Here is an 18815-nt window from a genome sequence, read left to right as displayed (position 1 = left end):
TAATTATTCGTGAATGTCGTATTTTTCTTCAAGTCTTTCCATACTTTTTGCGTAAACAAAAATAAGAATTAAGAATACATATATAGCACCTTGTTGTGCAAACCAAAATCCAAGCTTGAATCCTGCAAATGTAATAGCATTAAGTTCATCTATAAAGATAATCCCGCAACCATACGAAACAACAAACCAAACAACCAATAATTTAAGAATTAATGATATATTTTCTTTCCAATAAGCTTCTGCAGCTTCCTTATTCATAGGGTCTCCTAGTGGTAAATTTAAATATCAAGGTTCCTCGATATTTTTCAAGTTTAATCATAGAGGTGCAAAATAGCATGAACATAGCAAAGTGGAGTTTTATTAAAAAAGTTAGGAAATTTTATATTTATGTGTAGAAAAGAAACATAAATAAAAAATTATATTTTTATATTCTATGTTTTCATATTTATGTATGTTTATTTTCATCTCTCTTTAAATGTAGCGAAAAGTTACCAAATTTATATATTTACATGTAAATTACCTTGAATAGTATATTAGGTTAAAGTTGAAGTTATATAATCGAATCGATTTTTTGTTTTTAAGGGTAAATTTAAAACAATCAATAAATTATGGAGGAAAAAATGAACCAAGAGTTGGCAGAAAAAATTCAAGCTAATCCTAAGTATAAAGAATTAGTTTCAAAAAGAAGTAGTTTTGCATTAAAACTAGCTATATTTGTTTTAACAATGTTTTATAGTTATATATTAGTTATTGCATTTGATAAAGAGTTATTAGCTGTAAAGATAAGTGAAACAGGTGTTATGACATGGGCATTCCCTGTTGCGGCTGCTATTATTATTATAAGTTTTATTACAACACTTATATATGTAAGAAGAGCGAATGGTGAGTTTGAAGATTTAACAAACTCACTTCATGAAGATATAAAGGATGCTCTGTGAGATTAATATTTGTTTTAGCGTTAATGGCTGTTGCAGCATTTGCTGGTGGAGATGCTACATTTGAAGCAGTTCAAAGAGAGATTAATATTCCTGCAATTATTATGTTCTTTATTTTTGTTGGTGCAACGCTAGGTATTACTTACTGGGCAGCTAAAAAAACTAAATCAGCTAGTGACTTCTATACTGCTGGTGGTGGAATCTCAGGATTTCAAAATGGTATGGCAATTGCGGGTGATTATATGTCTGCCGCATCTTTTCTTGGTCTTTCTGGTCTTGTATATTTACAAGGTTATGATGGTCTAGTATATGCTGTTGGATTTTTAGTTGGTTGGCCAGTAATTTTATTTTTAATGGCAGAAAAATTAAGGAACTTAGGAAAATATACATTTGCAGACATTGCAGCTTATAGACTTGGACAAAAAGAGATAAGAACTCTTGCCGCTTTTGGTTCATTATCAGTTGTCACTCTTTATTTAATTGCACAAATGGTTGGTTCTGGTAAACTTATTCAAGTTTTATTTGGTCTTCCTTATGAGTGGGCAGTTGTTTTAGTTGGTGTAATGATGATTGTATATGTAACTTTTGGTGGTATGCTTGCTACAACTTGGGTACAAATTATTAAAGCTATTCTTTTACTATCTGGTGTAACTTTTATGGCATTAATGATTTTAAATAACTTTAACTTTTCTTTTGAAGCTTTAGCAGCAAAAGCTGTTGAAACTCATAGTTGGGGACAAGATATTATGGCTCCATCAGATAAAGGTAAGATAACAGATCCTATTTCTGCTATTTCTTTAGGACTAGCATTAATGTTAGGTACTGCTGGTCTTCCACATGTTCTTATGAGATTCTTTACTGTTGGTAATGCAAAAGAAGCTAGAAAGTCAGTTGTATATGCTACTGGTTTTATTGGTTATTTTTACCTTGTTATTGCAGTTATTGGTTTAGGTGCTATTGTTTATTTAACTCCTGAAAATGTTGCAATTGCGAAAGAATTTTTTGTTGATGGAAAATTATTCGGTGGAAACAATATGGCTGCTATTCACTTGTCTAAAGTTGTTGGTGGAGATGTTTTCTTAGGATTTATTTCAGCTGTTGCTTTTGCTACTATTTTAGCGGTTGTATCTGGTCTTACATTAGCAGGTGCTTCATCTATATCACATGATATTTATGCAAATGTTATTTGTAAAGGTAATGCTGATGAAGCTAAAGAGATGAAAGTTTCTAAAATTTCTGTAATTATTATTGGTGTAATTGGTGTTATTTTAGGTATCGCTTTTGAACATCAAAATATTGCCTTTATGGTTGGTCTTGCTTTTGCAATCGCTGCATCTGCAAACTTCCCTATTCTTTTCTTATCAATTTACTGGTCTAAATTGACAACAAGAGGTGCTTTAATAGGTGGCTTTATTGGTTTAACTACTGCAGTAACACTAGTTATCCTTGGTCCTGTTGTTTGGGTTGGTGTTTTAGGTAATGCTAAACCAATCTTCCCATACGCATATCCTGCACTTTTCTCTGTAACTGCTGCATTTGTTGGTATTTGGTTCTTCTCTATTACAGATAAGTCTCAAAGAGCTAAAGATGAAGAAAAAGCTTTTATCGCTCAAAGTGTTAGATCTGAAACTGGTTTTGGTGCTGAAGGCGCTGTTGACCATTAATTTTTTTTACCAAAGAAGTTTTCCTTCTTTGGTAGATTTACATCTTGCTTTTGATATAATTTCATAAATTTTTATGGAGTCAATATATGAGCGCACACGAGTTAACAAGCTTTTTACAAAACATACATCCTTTTAGCAATATTTCCCAGAGTGAACTTGATAATTTTTCACAAAATTTAGATGTTATTTACTACAAAAAAAATGAAGTAATACAAAAAGATGGAGATAGTCCAATTGCCCTTTATTTTATAGTAAAAGGACTTGTTCAGGAAAAGTCTGAAGAAGAGGTGATTTCTCTATTTTCTACAAATGAATTTTTTGACCCAATTTCCATAATAGAAAATCATTCTAAAAATAGTTTCACAGCTATTGAAGAGACTATTTGCTACTCTCTACCAAAAGATATATTTAAAAAGACTCTATATAAAAATAAAGACCTTGAAAGTTACTTTTTTCAGTCAATATCTCAAAAACTAAATTCATACATAGCAAATGAAAAAAATAAAGACCTTGCAAATATAATGATTGCAAAAGTTAAAGATGCTAAAGTCCACAGAGCTGTTTTTGCCTCTTATGACACAACAATTTTTGACGCTGCAACGATAATAAAAAAAGAAAAAGTTCCAACTCTTTTGTTAAAAGATTCTGATGGAGAAGTATTTATCATAACTGACTCTGATTTTAGACAAAAAGTTATATTAAATAGAATGGAGTATGATGATAAAGTTTCTAAGATAAGTACAGGAAATTTAATCTGTGTAAATGAAAATGACTTTTTATTTAACGCTCAATTAACCATGACAAAACATGGTATAAAAAGAGTTGTAGTAAAAGATGATAATGATGTTATAGTTGGAATACTAGACCAAATGTCACTTTCTAGTTTTTTTGCGACACATACTTTTTCTGTCTCAAATGAAATCGCAAATGCAGAGACACTTGAAGAGTTGAAACATGCATCTTTTTCCATCATAAAAATTGTAAGATCTCTTAATGCAAAAGGTGTGAGAATCGGTTTTATAAGTAAGCTAATCAATCAGCTAAATAGAAAAATAATAGACAAAGCTATCCTTCTTACTGCTCCAAAAAAACTACTTGGAAACTACTGCTTTTTAGTTATGGGAAGTGAAGGAAGAGGCGAGCAAGTAATTAAAACTGATCAAGATAATGCTTTAATCATTAGAGATGATTGCACTATTTCTAAAGATGATTTAGATAAGTATACAAAAGAGTTGACAGAAATCATTGTTGATTTTGGCTTTCCTAGATGCGAAGGTAATATTATGGTGTCAAATCCATATTGGACTAGAACTGTAAGTGAGTTTAAAGATTTGATTTACTCATGGATTACTAAAAAATCAGGTGATGATTTTATGAATCTTGCTATTTTTTATGATGCTCTTTGTGCTTCAGGAGATGTTGAGCTTATAAAAGAGTTAAAAGCTTATATATTTAAAGTATGTTCAGATTCTCAAATGTTTTATACAAACTTTGCAAAGGTAATTATGAGTTTTGATATACCATTAGGTATATTTGATGGTTTCGTATATGACAAAAATCATAAAGATGAGATAGATATTAAAAAAGGTGGTATATTCATCTTGGTACAAAGTATTAGAAGTTTAAGTTTGGAGCATAAGTTATATCGCTCTAATACTTTAAGAAGAATTATAGATTTAGAAGAAAAAGGAGTATTGGATTCTGAATTTGCAGCGGAATTGAGTGAAGCCTTTAACTTTTTAAATACTATAAAATTAAACTCTCACCTAGAGCAACTTGACTCAGGGCATGAAGTAGATAATTTTATATCACCAAAGAATTTATCTCGAATGGATAAAGATTTATTAAAAGATTCTTTTAAAATTATAAACAAACTAAAGAAAAAACTAGAATATAGATACAAGTTGAACTATGCTTAAAAAGATACAAAATTATTTTAATAAAAAAAAGCTCACTAACGATAAGTATTTGTATCTTTTTGACAAACCACATGAAGATGAATATGTATGTTTTGACTGTGAGACAACAGGCTTAGATAGAGTAAATGATGATATTATCTCTATTGGAGCAGTTATCATAAAAAACAATACGATAATAGCTAGTAAAAAATTTGTAAAGTTTGTAAAACCTAAGACTAAACTTCAAAGTGAAGCTATAAAGGTACATCATATACGAGAGTGTGATTTAGATAATGCTGAAAATATTGATGAAGTTATATATGATTTTTTAGAGTTTATCGGAAACAGAACTTTAGTTGGGTATTTTTTAGAGTTTGATATTGCTATGGTGAACAAATACACTAAAAAAGCTATTGGTATTACTCTTCCAAATAAAGCTTTAGAAACATCAGAAATATATTATGATTGGAAAATTGAGACAATTCCTCAAGGAAATATAGACTTAAGATTTGACACGATTATAAAAGAGTTAAAGTTGCCAAAGCTTTCAAAACATGATGCTTTTAACGATGCACTTATGACATCAATGATATTTTTAAAATTAAAAAATCAATCAAAAGTAAAAATAAAATAATTAGTGTTTAAATTTTAATCTTTTAGTTCTACTCTCTCAGATATTCTTATGCTATAGTTTACTAAATGGAGCATCAAATGATAAATAGACTAAAAGATTTTTTAGGCTTTGATATTAAAGCAGATAAGTATAAACTCTCAAATGACTCAACATTTGGAATGATAAGTGATGAAAAAAAGCCTGATAAATGGGTTTTTTCAACTTGTGGTTATTGTGGAGTAGGGTGTGGTTTATACATCGGTGTTAAAGATGGACGAGCTGTTTATACGAAAGGAAATCCTGCACACTCTGTAAATATGGGAACACTTTGTCCAAAAGGTTTAAGTGAACACCAGCTCATAAATTCTCCAGATAGGGTTACAACACCTTTGATAAAAAAAAATGGTGAGTTGGTTTATAGTTCATGGGAAGACGCTTATAGAAAAGTTTCAGATGAGTTTAAAAGAATTTCTAATGAACATGGAACTAAAGCAGTCGGTGTTATAGGAACAGGACAACTTTTAACAGAAGAGTTCTATACTCTAGGTAAGTTTGTTCAACTCGGGCTAAAAACAAATAATTTTGATGGAAATACAACCCTATGCATGGCATCTGCAGTAATGGGGTATAAGCAATCATTAGGCTCTGATGGAGCTGTTGGTAGCTATGAAGATTTTCAAAAAGCAAATACAATCATACTCATCGGCGCAAACATAGCAGATAATCATCCTATATTAAAACTTCATATTAAAAAAAATAAAAATAAACCTCATATTATAGTCATAGACCCACGAGCCTCAAAAACTTCTCAAATGGCAGACTTGTTTGTTCCTCTTAAGCCAAGAACAGACTTAGCACTTTTTAACGGTCTTGCATATATTATTATTGAGCAAGGTTGGGAAGATGAAGGTTATATAAAAGCAAATATAAATGGTTATAAAGAACTTAAAAAACATCTTCAAAATTATCCACCTCAAGAAGTAGCAAATATTACGGGCATCGATGTTAAGACACTTTATGAAATAGCAAAAGAGTTTGTAGCTAAAGATGCAGTTTTAAGTGCTTGGACAATGGGTGTCAATCAATCTTTTATGGGAACAGATACAGTAAGTGCAATAATTAATTTACATCTTTTAACGGGGCAAATAGGTAAAGAAGGAGCTGGACCTTTTTCTATAACTGGTCAGTGTAATGCTATGGGAGCAAGAGAAAGTGGATTTACTTCATCTTTGCCAGGATATAGAAACTTTGGAGATGAAAAAGCTTTACAAGAGTATGCAGACATCATAGGCGTACCTAGTGAAATTATTCCTCGTGAGCGTGGATATAAATATGCAGAAATTATAGATGCTATAGATAGAGGGGAAATAAAAGCACTTTGGATAGTTGCTACAAACCCACTTGTAAGTTTTGTAAATCAAAATAAACTTAGAAAAACATTAGCAAAACTTGACTTGTTAGTAGTTCAAGATGCGTTTATGAGTGATACTGCCGAGATTGCTGATGTAGTCTTTGCAGCAGCAACATGGGGAGAAAAAGAAGGAACTTTTACAAACTCTGAGAGACGATGTAATAAAGCAAATAAAGCTGTTGAACCACTAGGTAATACTAAAAGTGATTTTGATATAATTGTTGATTTTTCTTCTTATTTTCAAGATGTAAAAGAGTTGTTATTTAAAGATTGGAAAACTCCACTTGATGCATTTAATGAGTTTAAAGAGGTAAGTCGTGGGCAACTTTGTGATTATTCTGGTATTAATTATAAGCTAATTGAAGAATTAGGTGGAATTCAATGGCCTTGTAATGAGAAAAATCCGTCTGGAACACCAAGACTCTATACTCCTGATATGCCTTTTAAAACTAAAGATGAAAAAGCAAACCTTCTTTGTTTAGATTGGTTTCCTATGGCAGAGCCTATTTGTGAAGAATTTCCAGCTATATTAAACACAGGAAGAACGGTTGAGCAATGGCATACTCGTACAAAAACAAAAAGCATAGAAATACTTAATGATTTAGCCCCTGAAGCATGGATAGATATAAATCCCTTAGATGCTACAAAATTAAAGGTTAAAAGTGGAGAAAGATTGTCTATTTCAAGTCTTAGAGGAAGAGTTGATGATATTATGGTTAGAGTTACACAAAGCGTAGCACCAAACACTGTTTTTGTTCCTTTTCATTTTAATACTCAACTTGTAAATAATTTAACAAATGATAGCTTTTGTCCAAAATCTGGAGAGCCAAATTTTAAGCAAACTGCAATTCAACTTCACTCACAAGAAACCCCTGATGGATTAGTATTACAACAAGAGGAAGTCAAAGGAGAGATTGAACATATAAAAACTGCTTATGAAGGTGTGACACTAAAAGAAAAAGAGATGGCTCTTTAGAGGTTCTTATCGTATTATTTAAATTTGTGTTATCATATGTACAATAAAATCAATAGGACTCTAACTATGGCACTATGGGATGGAATAAAACGACAGTTACGCTCTGTAATTGAGTGGGAAAATATAAATGATAATGAGCTTTTTTATCAGTGGTCTGAAAATGGTGATGAAATAAAAAATGCTTCAAAACTTATTGTAGGACCAGGACAAGGATGTATTTTTGTTTATGAAGGAAAAGTTACAGCAGTAGTTGAAGAAGAAGGTATTGTAAATCTAGAAACTAGTAATGTTCCATTTTGGACTACTATAACAAAGATTATGCAAGCATTTGAAAGTGAACATAAAGTTGGTTTGTATTTTTATAAACGAACACGAATTTTAGATCAAAAATGGGGAACACTTTCTAGTATAAAATATGATGATCCAAAATATAATTTTCCGGTAGCTCTTCGTGTATTTGGTAATTACAGCATTCAAATCTCAGATGCAAAACTATTTTTTACACAAGTGGTCGGTGGAGATGAAATATTTAGAGTCAGTAAACTTCGTGATGTAATGGTAAACCGATTAATCCATCCCCTTACAGATTATTTAGCAGAAAAGAAATTGTCATATGCAGAAGTAGATGCAAAGCGTAATGAGATAGCTAAAGATTTGACTTCAATACTTCAGTCGGATTTTGATAGGTTGGGTTTTAAGCTTATCGATTTTCGTATAGAGGGAACTGAATTTGATGAAGATACAATTACTCGCATAAATAAGATAGCTGATGTAAGTGCTGATATGCATGCTGCTTCAACTGCGGGAGTCTCTTATAGGGAACTTCAACAATTAGATGCACTAAAAGATGCAGCAAAAAATGAAGCTGGAGCAGCAGGAGTATTTATGGGTATGGGTGCAGGAAATGCATTGTCTCAAACTATGAATGAACCATTTGCTAAAAATGAACAAAAATCTAAAGATTTGGGAATGCGTTTACGAGAGCTTAAATCTTTTTATAGTGAAGGTCTTATTAGTGAGGATGAATATTCTTTGAAAAAGAAATCAATTCTTCAAGAGTTATAACTGATGGCAAAATGTAGTAGTTGTTCTGCACCAATACCAAAAAGCGGAATTATTTGTGAATATTGCGGTACAAGAAACGATATCGACTTAAATGATGTTGAATTTGTAAATATGCGTCCTGAACAAAAACGCAACTGTCCTTTATGTCATACACAAATGCAAACTATAAATATAGGTAAAAAGCTTCCTTTGTATATTGAGAGATGTCAAAGTTGCTATGGACTGTTTTTTGATGTAAATGAGCTGGAGATAATGATAGAAAAATCTGTTAAAGGTTCTAGAAATGTTGACTTGATAAAACTAGCTAAACTTTCAGAGAATCCACGACATATTGATATTTTAACTTATCGTAAATGTCCTGTATGTAAAAAAATGATGCAACGTAAAAATTTTATGGGAAGAAGTGGAGTTATTGCAGATTCATGTATAGACCATGGTATATGGCTTGATTCAGGTGAGTTGCGTCATATTATGGAATGGGTAAAAACTGGTGGTATAAGTACAATTAAAGAGAAAAAAGAATCCTTAAAAACAAAAACAAAAACAAAAAAACAAAAATATACTACAGATAAAGTCAATGATGACTTTAGTGTATTTGAATTGCTAGAAGATATCTTTTTCTCAAGTAGATGGTAATTAAAACTTAGCTCAGATGCTAGAAAACATTTTAGATTATAAGGAGCAAAATAGAGCTGTAGTTTTTCTGAAATAGATTCTTTTGTATCTTTATAATCTTATTGAAAATATTTTTAAAGCAAAACAAAAGAGATTTTTAAGTATAATTCACGGATTTTAAAAGAGATAAAAAGGTTTAGAGCATGGCTAAAAAACGAGTACTGGTTAAGTTTTCAGGTGAAGCTTTAGCAGGTGAAGCAGGTCATGGAATTGACACACAAATTTTAAATTATATCTCTCAAGAGATAAAATCACTCGTAGATGCTGATATAGAAGTTGGCATAGTTATTGGTGGTGGTAATATTATTCGTGGTGTAACTGCCGCAAAAGATGGAATTATTAAAAGAACAAGTGCTGATTATATGGGAATGTTAGCAACTGTTATAAATGCTGTCGCTATGCAAGAAGCTTGCGAACATGCAGGTCTTAATGCAAGACTACAAACAGCAATTAAGATGGAACAAATTGCAGAGCCATATATCAACCGTAAAGCAGTGCGTCATTTAGAAAAAGGTCGTGTTGTTATTTTTGGAGCAGGAACTGGTAACCCATTTTTTACAACTGATACTGCTGCAACTTTAAGAGCGATTGAAATTGGTGCAGAAGTTATTATTAAAGCGACTAAAGTAGATGGAGTTTATGATAAAGATCCAGCAAAATATAGCGATGCTGTTAAGCTTCCAGAAATTAGTTATGAAGAAGCTTTAATGGATCATATAAAAGTTATGGATGATACCTCAATAGCTTTAGCAAAAGATAATAATTTACCAATTATAGTTTGTGATATGAATAGAAAAGGTAATATTTTAGATATAGTAAATGGCAACTTAAAAAATTGCTCAATAGTAAAGTAAAGAAAGGAAATTAACAGAATGAAAATAGAAAAATTAACAGCAAAAATATTAGAAGATAATCCAAATATGGATAATTACCAATTAGCAATAGCAGTATCAAAAAGAACTGATGAGCTTTTAAATGGTGCAACAAGTAAATTAAATATTGATCCAAAGAGTATAAAAGCGGCAGACTTAGCTCTTATGGAAATAGCACAAGGCCTTTTACGAGTTAAAGGCTTTATAGATATAGAAAAGTAAGTCAACCTTAATATGAGTCAACTAAATATTGCAAAAATAAAGCATCTCCATGATGTTGACTCAGCACAGAACTTTCTATTTACTCAAATAGATGAAAGTGAAAAACTACACGAAGCATTAAAATACGCAAAAATCGCTCATAAAAATCAAAAACGAAAGAGCGGAGAACCATATATAATCCATCCAATTTTAGTAGCATCTATAGTTTCTTCTATTACAAGTGATGAGTCTATGGCTATTGCTGCGTTGCTTCATGATGTTGTTGAAGATACAGAGATAAGTATTGAAAAAGTAATTGAAGTTTTTGGTAGTGATGTTGCTCATTTAGTTGAAGGATTGACAAAGATTGATACTATTCGTGACTCTGAGTTAATACCTTCAAATTCAAATGAAAGACTTGTAGTTTCAGCCTTATCTTTTCGTAAAATGTTGATAGCAAGCATAGAAGATGTCCGAGTATTAGTTGTAAAACTATGTGACAGACTTCACAATATGTTGACTCTAGATGCCTTGCCAGAACATAAACAACTTAGAATTGCAGAAGAAACACTTGTCGTATATGCCCCAATAGCTCATCGTTTGGGAATCAGTTTTTTAAAAAATATGCTCGAAGACATAAGCTTTTCATACCTTTTTAAAGAAGACAAACATCATATTGATAACTATCTTGACACAAATTACCATGCCTTAGAGATGAAATTAAATGATTTTAAAGAAAAAATTCATAAACTTTTATCAAAAAATGGTTTTTGTGAAGATGATTTTGAAATACTTTCTCGTGTTAAACATACTTATTCTATCTATTTAAAGATGCAAAGAAAAGGTGTGAGTATTGATGAAGTGCTTGACTTATTAGCAGTTAGAGTATTAACCATCGACCCTGTTAAATGTTACAGTATTTTAGGGCTTATACATTTAGAATTTCAACCACTCTCTTCACGATTTAAAGATTATATAGCTGTTGCAAAAGATAATGGTTACCAAACTATTCATACTACTGTTTTTTTTAATACAGCGATATTTGAAGTTCAAATAAGAACTTTCGATATGCACCAAACTGCTGAACTTGGTGTTGCTGCTCATTGGAAATATAAAAGCGGTGGAAATAATATAAAACTTGATTGGTTACAAAACTTAGATTTTCAAAATGAATCAGATAGTTCGGCTGAAGATATTTATGCTTTGATGAAAAATGATTTATATTCTGAAGATATTTCTGTATTTTCTCCAAAAGGAGAACCATTTACGCTTCCTCGTGCTGCTGTTGCTCTTGATTATGCTTATTGCGTACATACTGCAGTTGGAAATAAAGCAGTGTCTGCACTGATAAACAAAGAAAAACAACCATTACTAAGTAAGCTTGAAAATGGTGATATTGTTCAAATAATAACAGCAGATGAAGTTATCACAAGATGTAGTTGGATAGATGCGGTTAAAACTTCTAAAGCACAAACAAATATGCAACTAAACTGTAATGCTAGAATAAAAGAAATAAATGTGAAAGCTAGTATAAATATCATAGCAACAGCAATGAATTTAAAATTTTCAAGAGTTAAAGAATGGTTTATTGGTAATGGTTATGAAAAAAAAATAGGTTTAAATTATGAAGTTGATTTTTTTCGAGAGATGATTCACAAATATATTTTAGAAATAGGAAAAACTTCTAGATTCAAAAGATTTTTATCTCGTCATAGATTTAAATTAAGAGCATATAGTTTTCGTTCTATAGAACTTTTTAGTGCTTCATACATAAACGGTGTTGTATTTGACTACTGTTGTCATCCAAAATCTGGTGATGAAATAATAGGTTTCAGCGAAAAGTTAAAAGTGCATATTCACCATAAAATGTGTAAAATCGCTACAAAAAAATTAGAAGTAAATGAGCCTCTGATTTTTGTTAAATGGGAAAAGCAAAATATATATAATTATAATTTAATAGTCTCTCTTCATAGTGGTAAAGGAACTTTAGCAGATTTTTTAAACTTTTTAGTTATGTTAAATATAGATATAAATTCTATAGAATTAGGCAAAAATGATAGTGAGTCTACTCGCTATTGTGAGATGAGTTTTGAGTCAAAAGAATCAAGTACAAATGCACTTCAGCTTAAAATGGAACAAAAAGTAAAAGTTATACATCTAATACGAACAGATGACGCATACAAATAAAATTAAATACTTAGGAATATATATATGCTAGAAGAAGCTTTAAGAGAGATAAATAGAGGTAGTGCTGAGATAATCGATATACAAAGAATTGAAAAATTATTGACTAAGTATTTTGAGACTGGAGAAACATATACAGTGAAAGCTGGTTTTGATCCAACTGCCCCTGATCTACACTTAGGGCATACTGTTTTACTTCAAAAGTTAGCAACATTTCAAAAATATGGTGGAAGAGTTCAATTTTTAATTGGTGATTTTACTGCAACTATTGGTGACCCTACTGGAAAAAATACTACAAGAAAAGTGTTAAGTAAAAATGATATAACTAAAAATATTACAAGCTATACAACTCAAGCTTTTAAAATCTTAGATGAAAGTAAAACAGACATTGTATATAATAATGATTGGCTAGAGCTTCTTGGAGCAAATGGAATGTTGGAGTTAGCATCTACACTTACAGTTGCTAGAATATTAGAGCGTGATGATTTTTCAAAAAGATATACGAGTAATACTCCGATAGCTGTTAGTGAGTTTATGTACCCACTTCTTCAAGGATATGATAGTGTGCATCTAAAGAGTGATATAGAAATAGGTGGAACTGACCAAAAGTTTAATCTTTTAATGGGAAGACAGCTTCAAAAAACTTATGATGTAAAAAAACAACAAGCTGTTTTAATGATGCCTATCTTGGAAGGTTTAGATGGCGTACAAAAAATGAGTAAATCTTTAAACAACTATATTGGTGTAACAGATGCACCAAATGATATGTTTGGAAAAGTTCTTAGTATAAATGATGAACTTATGTGGAGATTTTTCGAGTTGCTAAGTACAAAAACTTTAGATGAAATTTCAACTATAAAAAGTGGTGTTGCAGATGGTTCAATGCATCCAAAAGTTGTTAAAGAAGATTTAGCAATAGAAATAACTACAAGGTATCACTCAAAAGAAGAAGCAGAGAGAGCAAAAGCAGAGTTTGATAGAGTTCATGCTAAAAGTCAAATACCAACAGATATTGAAGAATTTTCTTGCGAAGGTAAGGTTTGGATAGCAAAAGCCTTAGTAGATTGTAATATTGAACCATCAACTTCTCAAGCAAGGCGAGATATTAAGCAAGGTGCTGTTAAAATAAACCAAGATAAAATATCTGATATAAATTTACAGCTACAAAGTGGTAGTTATATACTACAAGTTGGAAAAAGAAAGTTTGCAAAATTAAAGGTTAATTAGATGAGTTTTAAGTCACTGAAAATTGGAAAATATATTATTGACAAGCCAGTAGTCCAAGGTGGTATGGGTGTTGGTATTAGCTGGGATGGTTTAGCCGGTAATGTTTCAAAGGAGGGTGGACTTGGTGTTGTAAGTTCAGTTGGAACAGGTTACTATGAAGATAAGGCTTATGCACAGAAGCTAGTATCAAACAGACCTCTAAGCGAGGCAAATTTCTACTCAAAAGAGGGTTTTGATAAAATTATACAAAATGCTCGAAAAATATGTGGAGATAAACCATTAGCAGCAAATATTTTATATGCTATTAATGGTTATGGTGATGTTGTAAGAAATGCTTGTGAATCTGGGATTGATATTATAATAACAGGAGCAGGGCTTCCAACAAATATGCCAGAGTTTACAGAAGGTTATCCTGATGTTGCTCTAGTTCCTATTGTATCATCTGCAAAGGCTCTTAAAATCATCTGTAAACGATGGCAAAAAAGATATAACCGACTTCCAGATGCTGTTGTACTTGAAGGACCAAAAAGTGGTGGGCATCAAGGTTTTACTTATGAGCAGTGCAAATTACCTCAAAACCAGCTAGAAAACCTTGTTTCACCTGTTGTAGAAGAAGCTTCTAAATGGGGAGATATTCCTGTTATTGCTGCTGGTGGTGTTTGGGACAAGAGTGATATAGAAGAGATGATGGCTCTTGGTGCATCTGGTGTTCAAATGGGAACCCGTTTTATAGGAACACATGAATGTGATGCTCATGATAACTTTAAAACAGTACTTCTAAATGCTAAAAAAGATGACATAAAACTTATGGGTTCACCTGTTGGTTATCCTGCGCAAGGAATTGTTACAAACTTAACTCATTTAGTTGAAAAAAGAGAAGGTCCAGCAATTAAATGTATATCTAACTGTGTATCACCTTGTAATCGTGGAGTAGAAGCAAAAGAAGTTGGTTTTTGTATAGCCGATAGACTTAGTGATGCTTTTATGGGGAATACTGAAACAGGGTTATTCTTTTCAGGAACAAATGGTTATAGACTAAACGAAATTATCTCAGTAAAAGAGTTGATGAATAAACTGATACAAGGCGAATAAACACAGAATGTTTCGCTTAATTACTCTACTTTTTTTGGTAGTCATTGCACTTCACGCATTAAGCGATAATGAGATTCTAAAACGCGCAAATGGCTTTATGAAAAGTGGTACAAAATCCAATCAGTTTCGCGCATATAATGATTACAAAAATCTATATCTTCGCTCTATTATGAGTGAAGATAATAAGCTTAGATTCAAAGCATTAGATGGTATAGTAAAAAGTGGAAGGAAACTTCATATTGATATATCACAATACTCACAAGAACTCTCAAACTTAAAGCCCAAGACTACTTATAAAGCTCCAAAATCTAAAGTTATAAAAAAAGTAAAAAATCTAAAAATAAAATCAACACATAAACTAAAATCAATTAGATGGAGAAATGATAGACTAATACTAAGTTTTGATAAAAAACTTCGCTCTAATCAGATTAATTATTTTACACTTTACGATAGATTTAAAAAAAAGTATAGATATGTTTTTGATATACATGCTTCTATGTTAACTTCTTCACAAGGTCTTAGAAAACATGGTATAAATAGAATAAAAATTGCACAATATAACACTAATACACTTCGTCTAGTTATAGAAAACTCTAAAAAACTAAAAATAAGTTTTAAAAAAGAATCTATGAAACTACTTATATATATAAAAACTTCATCAAAAAAAATAACAACTCCAAAAAGAGTAGATAGACAAAAAATAATAGTGATAGATGCTGGACATGGCGGAAAAGACCCAGGAGCAGTTGGGTATAAAAGGTACAGAGAAAAAATAATTGTTTTTAAAATTTCTCAGGAGTTAAAAAAAATTTTAGCATCTCGTGGTTATAAAGTTTATATGACGAGAAATCGTGATAAGTTTGTAAAGCTAAGTAAAAGAACGAAGTATGCAAATACTAAAAAAGCAGATATATTTATAAGTATTCATGCAAATGCAGTTCCTAAAAGGAACGCTCATAAAGTTCATGGCATAGAGTGTTATTTTTTATCTCCTTCTAAGTCTTCAAGAGCTGAGAGTATTGCAGCAAAAGAGAACTCGGCAGATTTAAGTGAGATGAATAGATATGGTAAAAATACTTTTTTAAAGTTTTTAAATCATCATAAAATTTTAGCTTCAAACAAGCTTGCAATTGATCTACAAAGAGGAATGTTAGGCAGTTTAAAAAAGTATAAAGTTAAAGATGGTGGAGTTCGTGAAGGCCCTTTTTGGGTACTTGTTGGTGCTCAGATGCCAGCAGTTTTAGTAGAAGTTGGTTTTATAACACACCCAAAAGAAGCTACACGATTAGTTAATTCTAAATATAGAAGAACTATGGCTTTGGGTCTAGCAAATGGAATAGAAAGATATTTTTACAATAGTAGAAATTAAATATCTTCTTTTTTATACTCCAAATCTCCAGCAACTGCTTCTTTGTCATTTATGACTTTTTCTATCTGTTGTTTAACTTTATCATAACGATATTGCTCTTTAAATCCTACAATTCTTCCACCCGCCGCATTTGGATGTCCACCTCCATTCGCCCACTCTTTTGATATTTGAGAAACACTTACTTGGTTATTTGCTCTTAGGCTCATTGCTCCTCGGTAGCTTACATCTACAATAAAATCATATTCTGGATAAGCAAGTAAAAAACCATTTCCTATTATCGAAGTATTACCTACACCATAACTTAAATAACCTCTATAACCTTTATAATAAATAGTTTTTTCAGCTCTAGCATCTCCTAATAGTTGTACTATATATTTAGTAGCTAGATTATCAAGAGTATCATTCTTATCTACTTTAAAAAAATCTTTTTTTATTGAGTGAATTTTTTCATCTAGTAAGATATGAGCATTTTCTTCATTTATATATTTTGTCGCTTCTAGCAGTAGTGAAAGTTTATAATTAGTGTCAATTTCTGCAAACATAACTTTATTTAGCTCTCTTGTTTCAGTTATAAGTCGCATACAAACCTTTCCAAGTTCGAAGTTTTCCACTTCTTCTTGTTTCCATAAATCTACAGCATTTACTATATTTACAAATTTTTCCATCCACTCAGGTTCATCTAGAGAAAAATTTTCTTTCGCATAATCATAAGTGATTTTAGTTGCACAACGCTCAGTGTCAAGGTAGTACCATTTATATTTATTTGCACTACTTTCTCCACTTCCATGATGATCAAGTAGAGTTAAAGTTATATCCATTTTATGGGTATCATTAATCTTATGAACTTCACCATTTAACCACCTAGACTCATCATTAGTTAAATTTAAATCGGTAATTAAAATAATAGCACTATCTTTATTTTTCTTTATATTTTCTATAATAAGTTCAAGTTTTTGTCTTACTTCTGCTCCATAATTAGCGTTGTAGTTAAATATTTTATATGGAGTGTATCTCATTACAAATTGGCAACTGTATCCATCTAAGTCAATATGCGATAGGTGATGTATAGTTTGTCTTTTCATTTTTTCCCTTCGTATAATACATTAACCAACCAAATACTATAAAATGGTTGAGTTCATTAAAGACTCATGGTTTTCACAAAAGCTAACTATAAACAGGTTTCTTTCCTTTTTGGACTATATGTAGCAACACAAAAAACGTCTTGTGTTAGCTTTACTAAATCATCTATAGGATGCTGAGGAGAAATTGAACATTTCTACCTCGTATAACACGAAGCTATGAGATCGCTAAACTAATAACAAGAGGTGTATTATGTACTATGTAGGAATAGATGTAGCCAAAGAGAAGCATTATGTTTGTATCTTAGATGATACTAGAGAAATAGCTGTAAAACAATTCTGGATTTATTCAGATGTTTTAGGGCTTAGAGATTTACTTGCAAAGTTTGCTGAACTCTCTTTAAATAATGATGATTTCATTATTGGAGTAGAGTCAACTGGAGCTTTTAGTGAAAATCTATATGAGTATATAACTGATGCAGATTATAAAGTAGTTCTTTTAAACTCTTATCAAACAGCTAAATATAGAGATTTTAGCACTATGAGAAAGATTAAAAATGATTCTATTGATGCATTAGTTATTGCTGAGCTTTTAGCTAGTGATAAGTACAAAGAGAGTTATATCTCTAACGATGATTATCAGTCACTTAAAGTTTTAGGAAGATTAAAAAAATCTTTATCAGATAAGATAAAACCCATTAAGAGAGAAATTTCTACTGTGATAGCAACTGTTAATCCAGAAATTAATAAAGTCTTTCCAAATATTTTTTCTAAGACAGCTATAGTAACCATTAAAGCTTACCCAACAGCTGTGGATATTTCTAAAGCTACGCCAAAGAAGCTGACTAAGTTATTTCGACATATCAAAGGTAACAACTTCAATGAAGAAAAAGCTAAATTCTTAATAGAACTTTCTAAATCTTCAATTTATGCTGGTCGTGCTAAAGAAGCAAGAGCCTTAATGATTAGAACTAATTTTAAGGTATTAGAGCTTCTTTGTCAAGAAAAAGATGAAATAGAGCTTCAAATAAACAGTTTACTCTATAACAAAATTGAAGAACTAGATTCAGCTATTGAAAATATAAGAACTATTCCAGGGGTGTCTGATAAAACTATCTCTGCTGTTTTAGGAGAGTGTGGAAACATTAAACGCTTTACTTCTGCAAAAGCTTTTATAGCCTACTTAGGACTTTATCCTACTCAATACCAATCTGGTAACTCTTTATCTGTTGGTAGACTCGCTAAGCGTGGCATACCAATAGCAAAGCATGCTCTTTATATGGCAGCTGTTGCTTCTGTAAGACATAATATAGAACTTAACAAAGTTTTCTATGATAAAGTCTCTGCTGGTAAAAGCAAGAAAGAAGCCTTAATCATTATCTCTAAAAAATTAGCAACAACAATCTATTCACTTTTTAAATACAATAAACCGTATGAACCAAAAAGAGTATTTTTACCTAGAAGATAAAAATATCTAAAGAACAAACACGAATTTATTAGTTTTAGCACTTGTGAAAACAATGAGATTTTAATGAACACTGACCAAGAATGTAT

General features: G+C 31.2%; 16 protein-coding genes. 14 read left to right on the top strand and 2 right to left on the bottom strand.

All coding sequences use genetic code 11. The features are described 5' to 3' along the window. Window positions 1-3 precede the first annotated feature (3 nt). Window positions 4-258: a DUF4212 domain-containing protein gene (locus MOV42_RS09450; RefSeq protein WP_321777822.1), complete on the bottom strand. Its 255-nt coding sequence runs from the start codon at window positions 256-258 to the stop codon at window positions 4-6. 362 nt (window positions 259-620) lie between these two features. Between MOV42_RS09450 and MOV42_RS09445 the strand changes: the two genes are divergently transcribed. From MOV42_RS09445 to MOV42_RS09385, 13 genes are all read left to right on the top strand, one after another. Continuing rightward, entirely contained in the window at window positions 621-938 is a 318-nt protein-coding gene (locus tag MOV42_RS09445; protein ID WP_324170949.1) for a DUF485 domain-containing protein, read from the top strand. Window positions 939-961: 23 nt separating this feature from the next. Beyond that, complete coding sequence (locus MOV42_RS09440; RefSeq protein ID WP_416385454.1) at window positions 962-2599, top strand: cation acetate symporter; 1638 nt, start codon at window positions 962-964, stop codon at window positions 2597-2599. An 86-nt stretch (window positions 2600-2685) separates the two neighbouring features. After that, window positions 2686-4518, top strand: a complete 1833-nt coding sequence (locus MOV42_RS09435) for a putative nucleotidyltransferase substrate binding domain-containing protein (protein ID WP_324170947.1) — start codon at window positions 2686-2688, stop codon at window positions 4516-4518. Then, on the top strand, window positions 4511-5131 hold the full coding sequence (locus MOV42_RS09430; RefSeq protein WP_324170946.1) for a 3'-5' exonuclease: 621 nt from the start codon (window positions 4511-4513) through the stop codon (window positions 5129-5131). The genes MOV42_RS09435 and MOV42_RS09430 overlap by 8 nt, the downstream gene beginning before the upstream one ends. 77 nt (window positions 5132-5208) lie before the next feature. Further along, a complete protein-coding gene (locus MOV42_RS09425; protein ID WP_324170945.1) occupies window positions 5209-7497 on the top strand; it encodes a nitrate reductase in 2289 nt (762 codons plus the stop codon). A 66-nt stretch (window positions 7498-7563) separates the two neighbouring features. Continuing rightward, window positions 7564-8562: an SPFH domain-containing protein gene (locus MOV42_RS09420; protein ID WP_324170944.1), complete on the top strand. Its 999-nt coding sequence runs from the start codon at window positions 7564-7566 to the stop codon at window positions 8560-8562. Between the two features lie 3 nt (window positions 8563-8565). Next, entirely contained in the window at window positions 8566-9198 is a 633-nt protein-coding gene (locus MOV42_RS09415) for a zf-TFIIB domain-containing protein (RefSeq protein WP_324170943.1), read from the top strand. 182 nt (window positions 9199-9380) lie between these two features. Next, complete coding sequence (gene pyrH / locus MOV42_RS09410; RefSeq protein ID WP_324170942.1) at window positions 9381-10091, top strand: UMP kinase; 711 nt, start codon at window positions 9381-9383, stop codon at window positions 10089-10091. 18 nt (window positions 10092-10109) lie between these two features. Then, window positions 10110-10331: a DNA-directed RNA polymerase subunit omega gene (locus MOV42_RS09405; protein ID WP_324170941.1), complete on the top strand. Its 222-nt coding sequence runs from the start codon at window positions 10110-10112 to the stop codon at window positions 10329-10331. A 12-nt stretch (window positions 10332-10343) separates the two neighbouring features. Continuing rightward, window positions 10344-12497 carry a RelA/SpoT family protein gene (locus tag MOV42_RS09400; protein WP_324170940.1) on the top strand — a complete coding sequence of 718 codons (2154 nt, stop codon included), beginning with the start codon at window positions 10344-10346 and terminating at the stop codon, window positions 12495-12497. Between the two features lie 24 nt (window positions 12498-12521). Continuing rightward, complete coding sequence (gene tyrS / locus MOV42_RS09395) at window positions 12522-13721, top strand: tyrosine--tRNA ligase (protein ID WP_324170939.1); 1200 nt, start codon at window positions 12522-12524, stop codon at window positions 13719-13721. Next, window positions 13722-14813 carry a nitronate monooxygenase family protein gene (locus MOV42_RS09390; protein WP_324170938.1) on the top strand — a complete coding sequence of 364 codons (1092 nt, stop codon included), beginning with the start codon at window positions 13722-13724 and terminating at the stop codon, window positions 14811-14813. It abuts the gene before it with no gap. 7 nt (window positions 14814-14820) lie between these two features. Continuing rightward, on the top strand, window positions 14821-16182 hold the full coding sequence (locus MOV42_RS09385) for an N-acetylmuramoyl-L-alanine amidase (RefSeq protein ID WP_324170937.1): 1362 nt from the start codon (window positions 14821-14823) through the stop codon (window positions 16180-16182). On the opposite strand, the gene MOV42_RS09380 is transcribed toward MOV42_RS09385, so the two are convergent. Continuing rightward, on the bottom strand, window positions 16179-17264 hold the full coding sequence (locus MOV42_RS09380; protein WP_324170936.1) for a phosphoesterase: 1086 nt from the start codon (window positions 17262-17264) through the stop codon (window positions 16179-16181). The two genes, MOV42_RS09385 and MOV42_RS09380, sit on opposite strands and share 4 nt — an antisense overlap. Before the next feature lie 250 nt (window positions 17265-17514). Here MOV42_RS09380 and MOV42_RS09375 point away from each other — a divergent pair, with 250 nt between their 5' ends. Continuing rightward, on the top strand, window positions 17515-18729 hold the full coding sequence (locus MOV42_RS09375; RefSeq protein WP_324170935.1) for an IS110 family transposase: 1215 nt from the start codon (window positions 17515-17517) through the stop codon (window positions 18727-18729). Window positions 18730-18815: the final 86 nt, after the last annotated feature.

It is taken from the genome of Sulfurimonas sp. (assembly GCF_029027405.1).
Classification (GTDB): domain Bacteria; phylum Campylobacterota; class Campylobacteria; order Campylobacterales; family Sulfurimonadaceae; genus Sulfurimonas.
The sequence above is the reverse complement of the archived record's forward strand: the minus strand, read 5'-3'. Positions and strand labels throughout refer to the sequence as shown.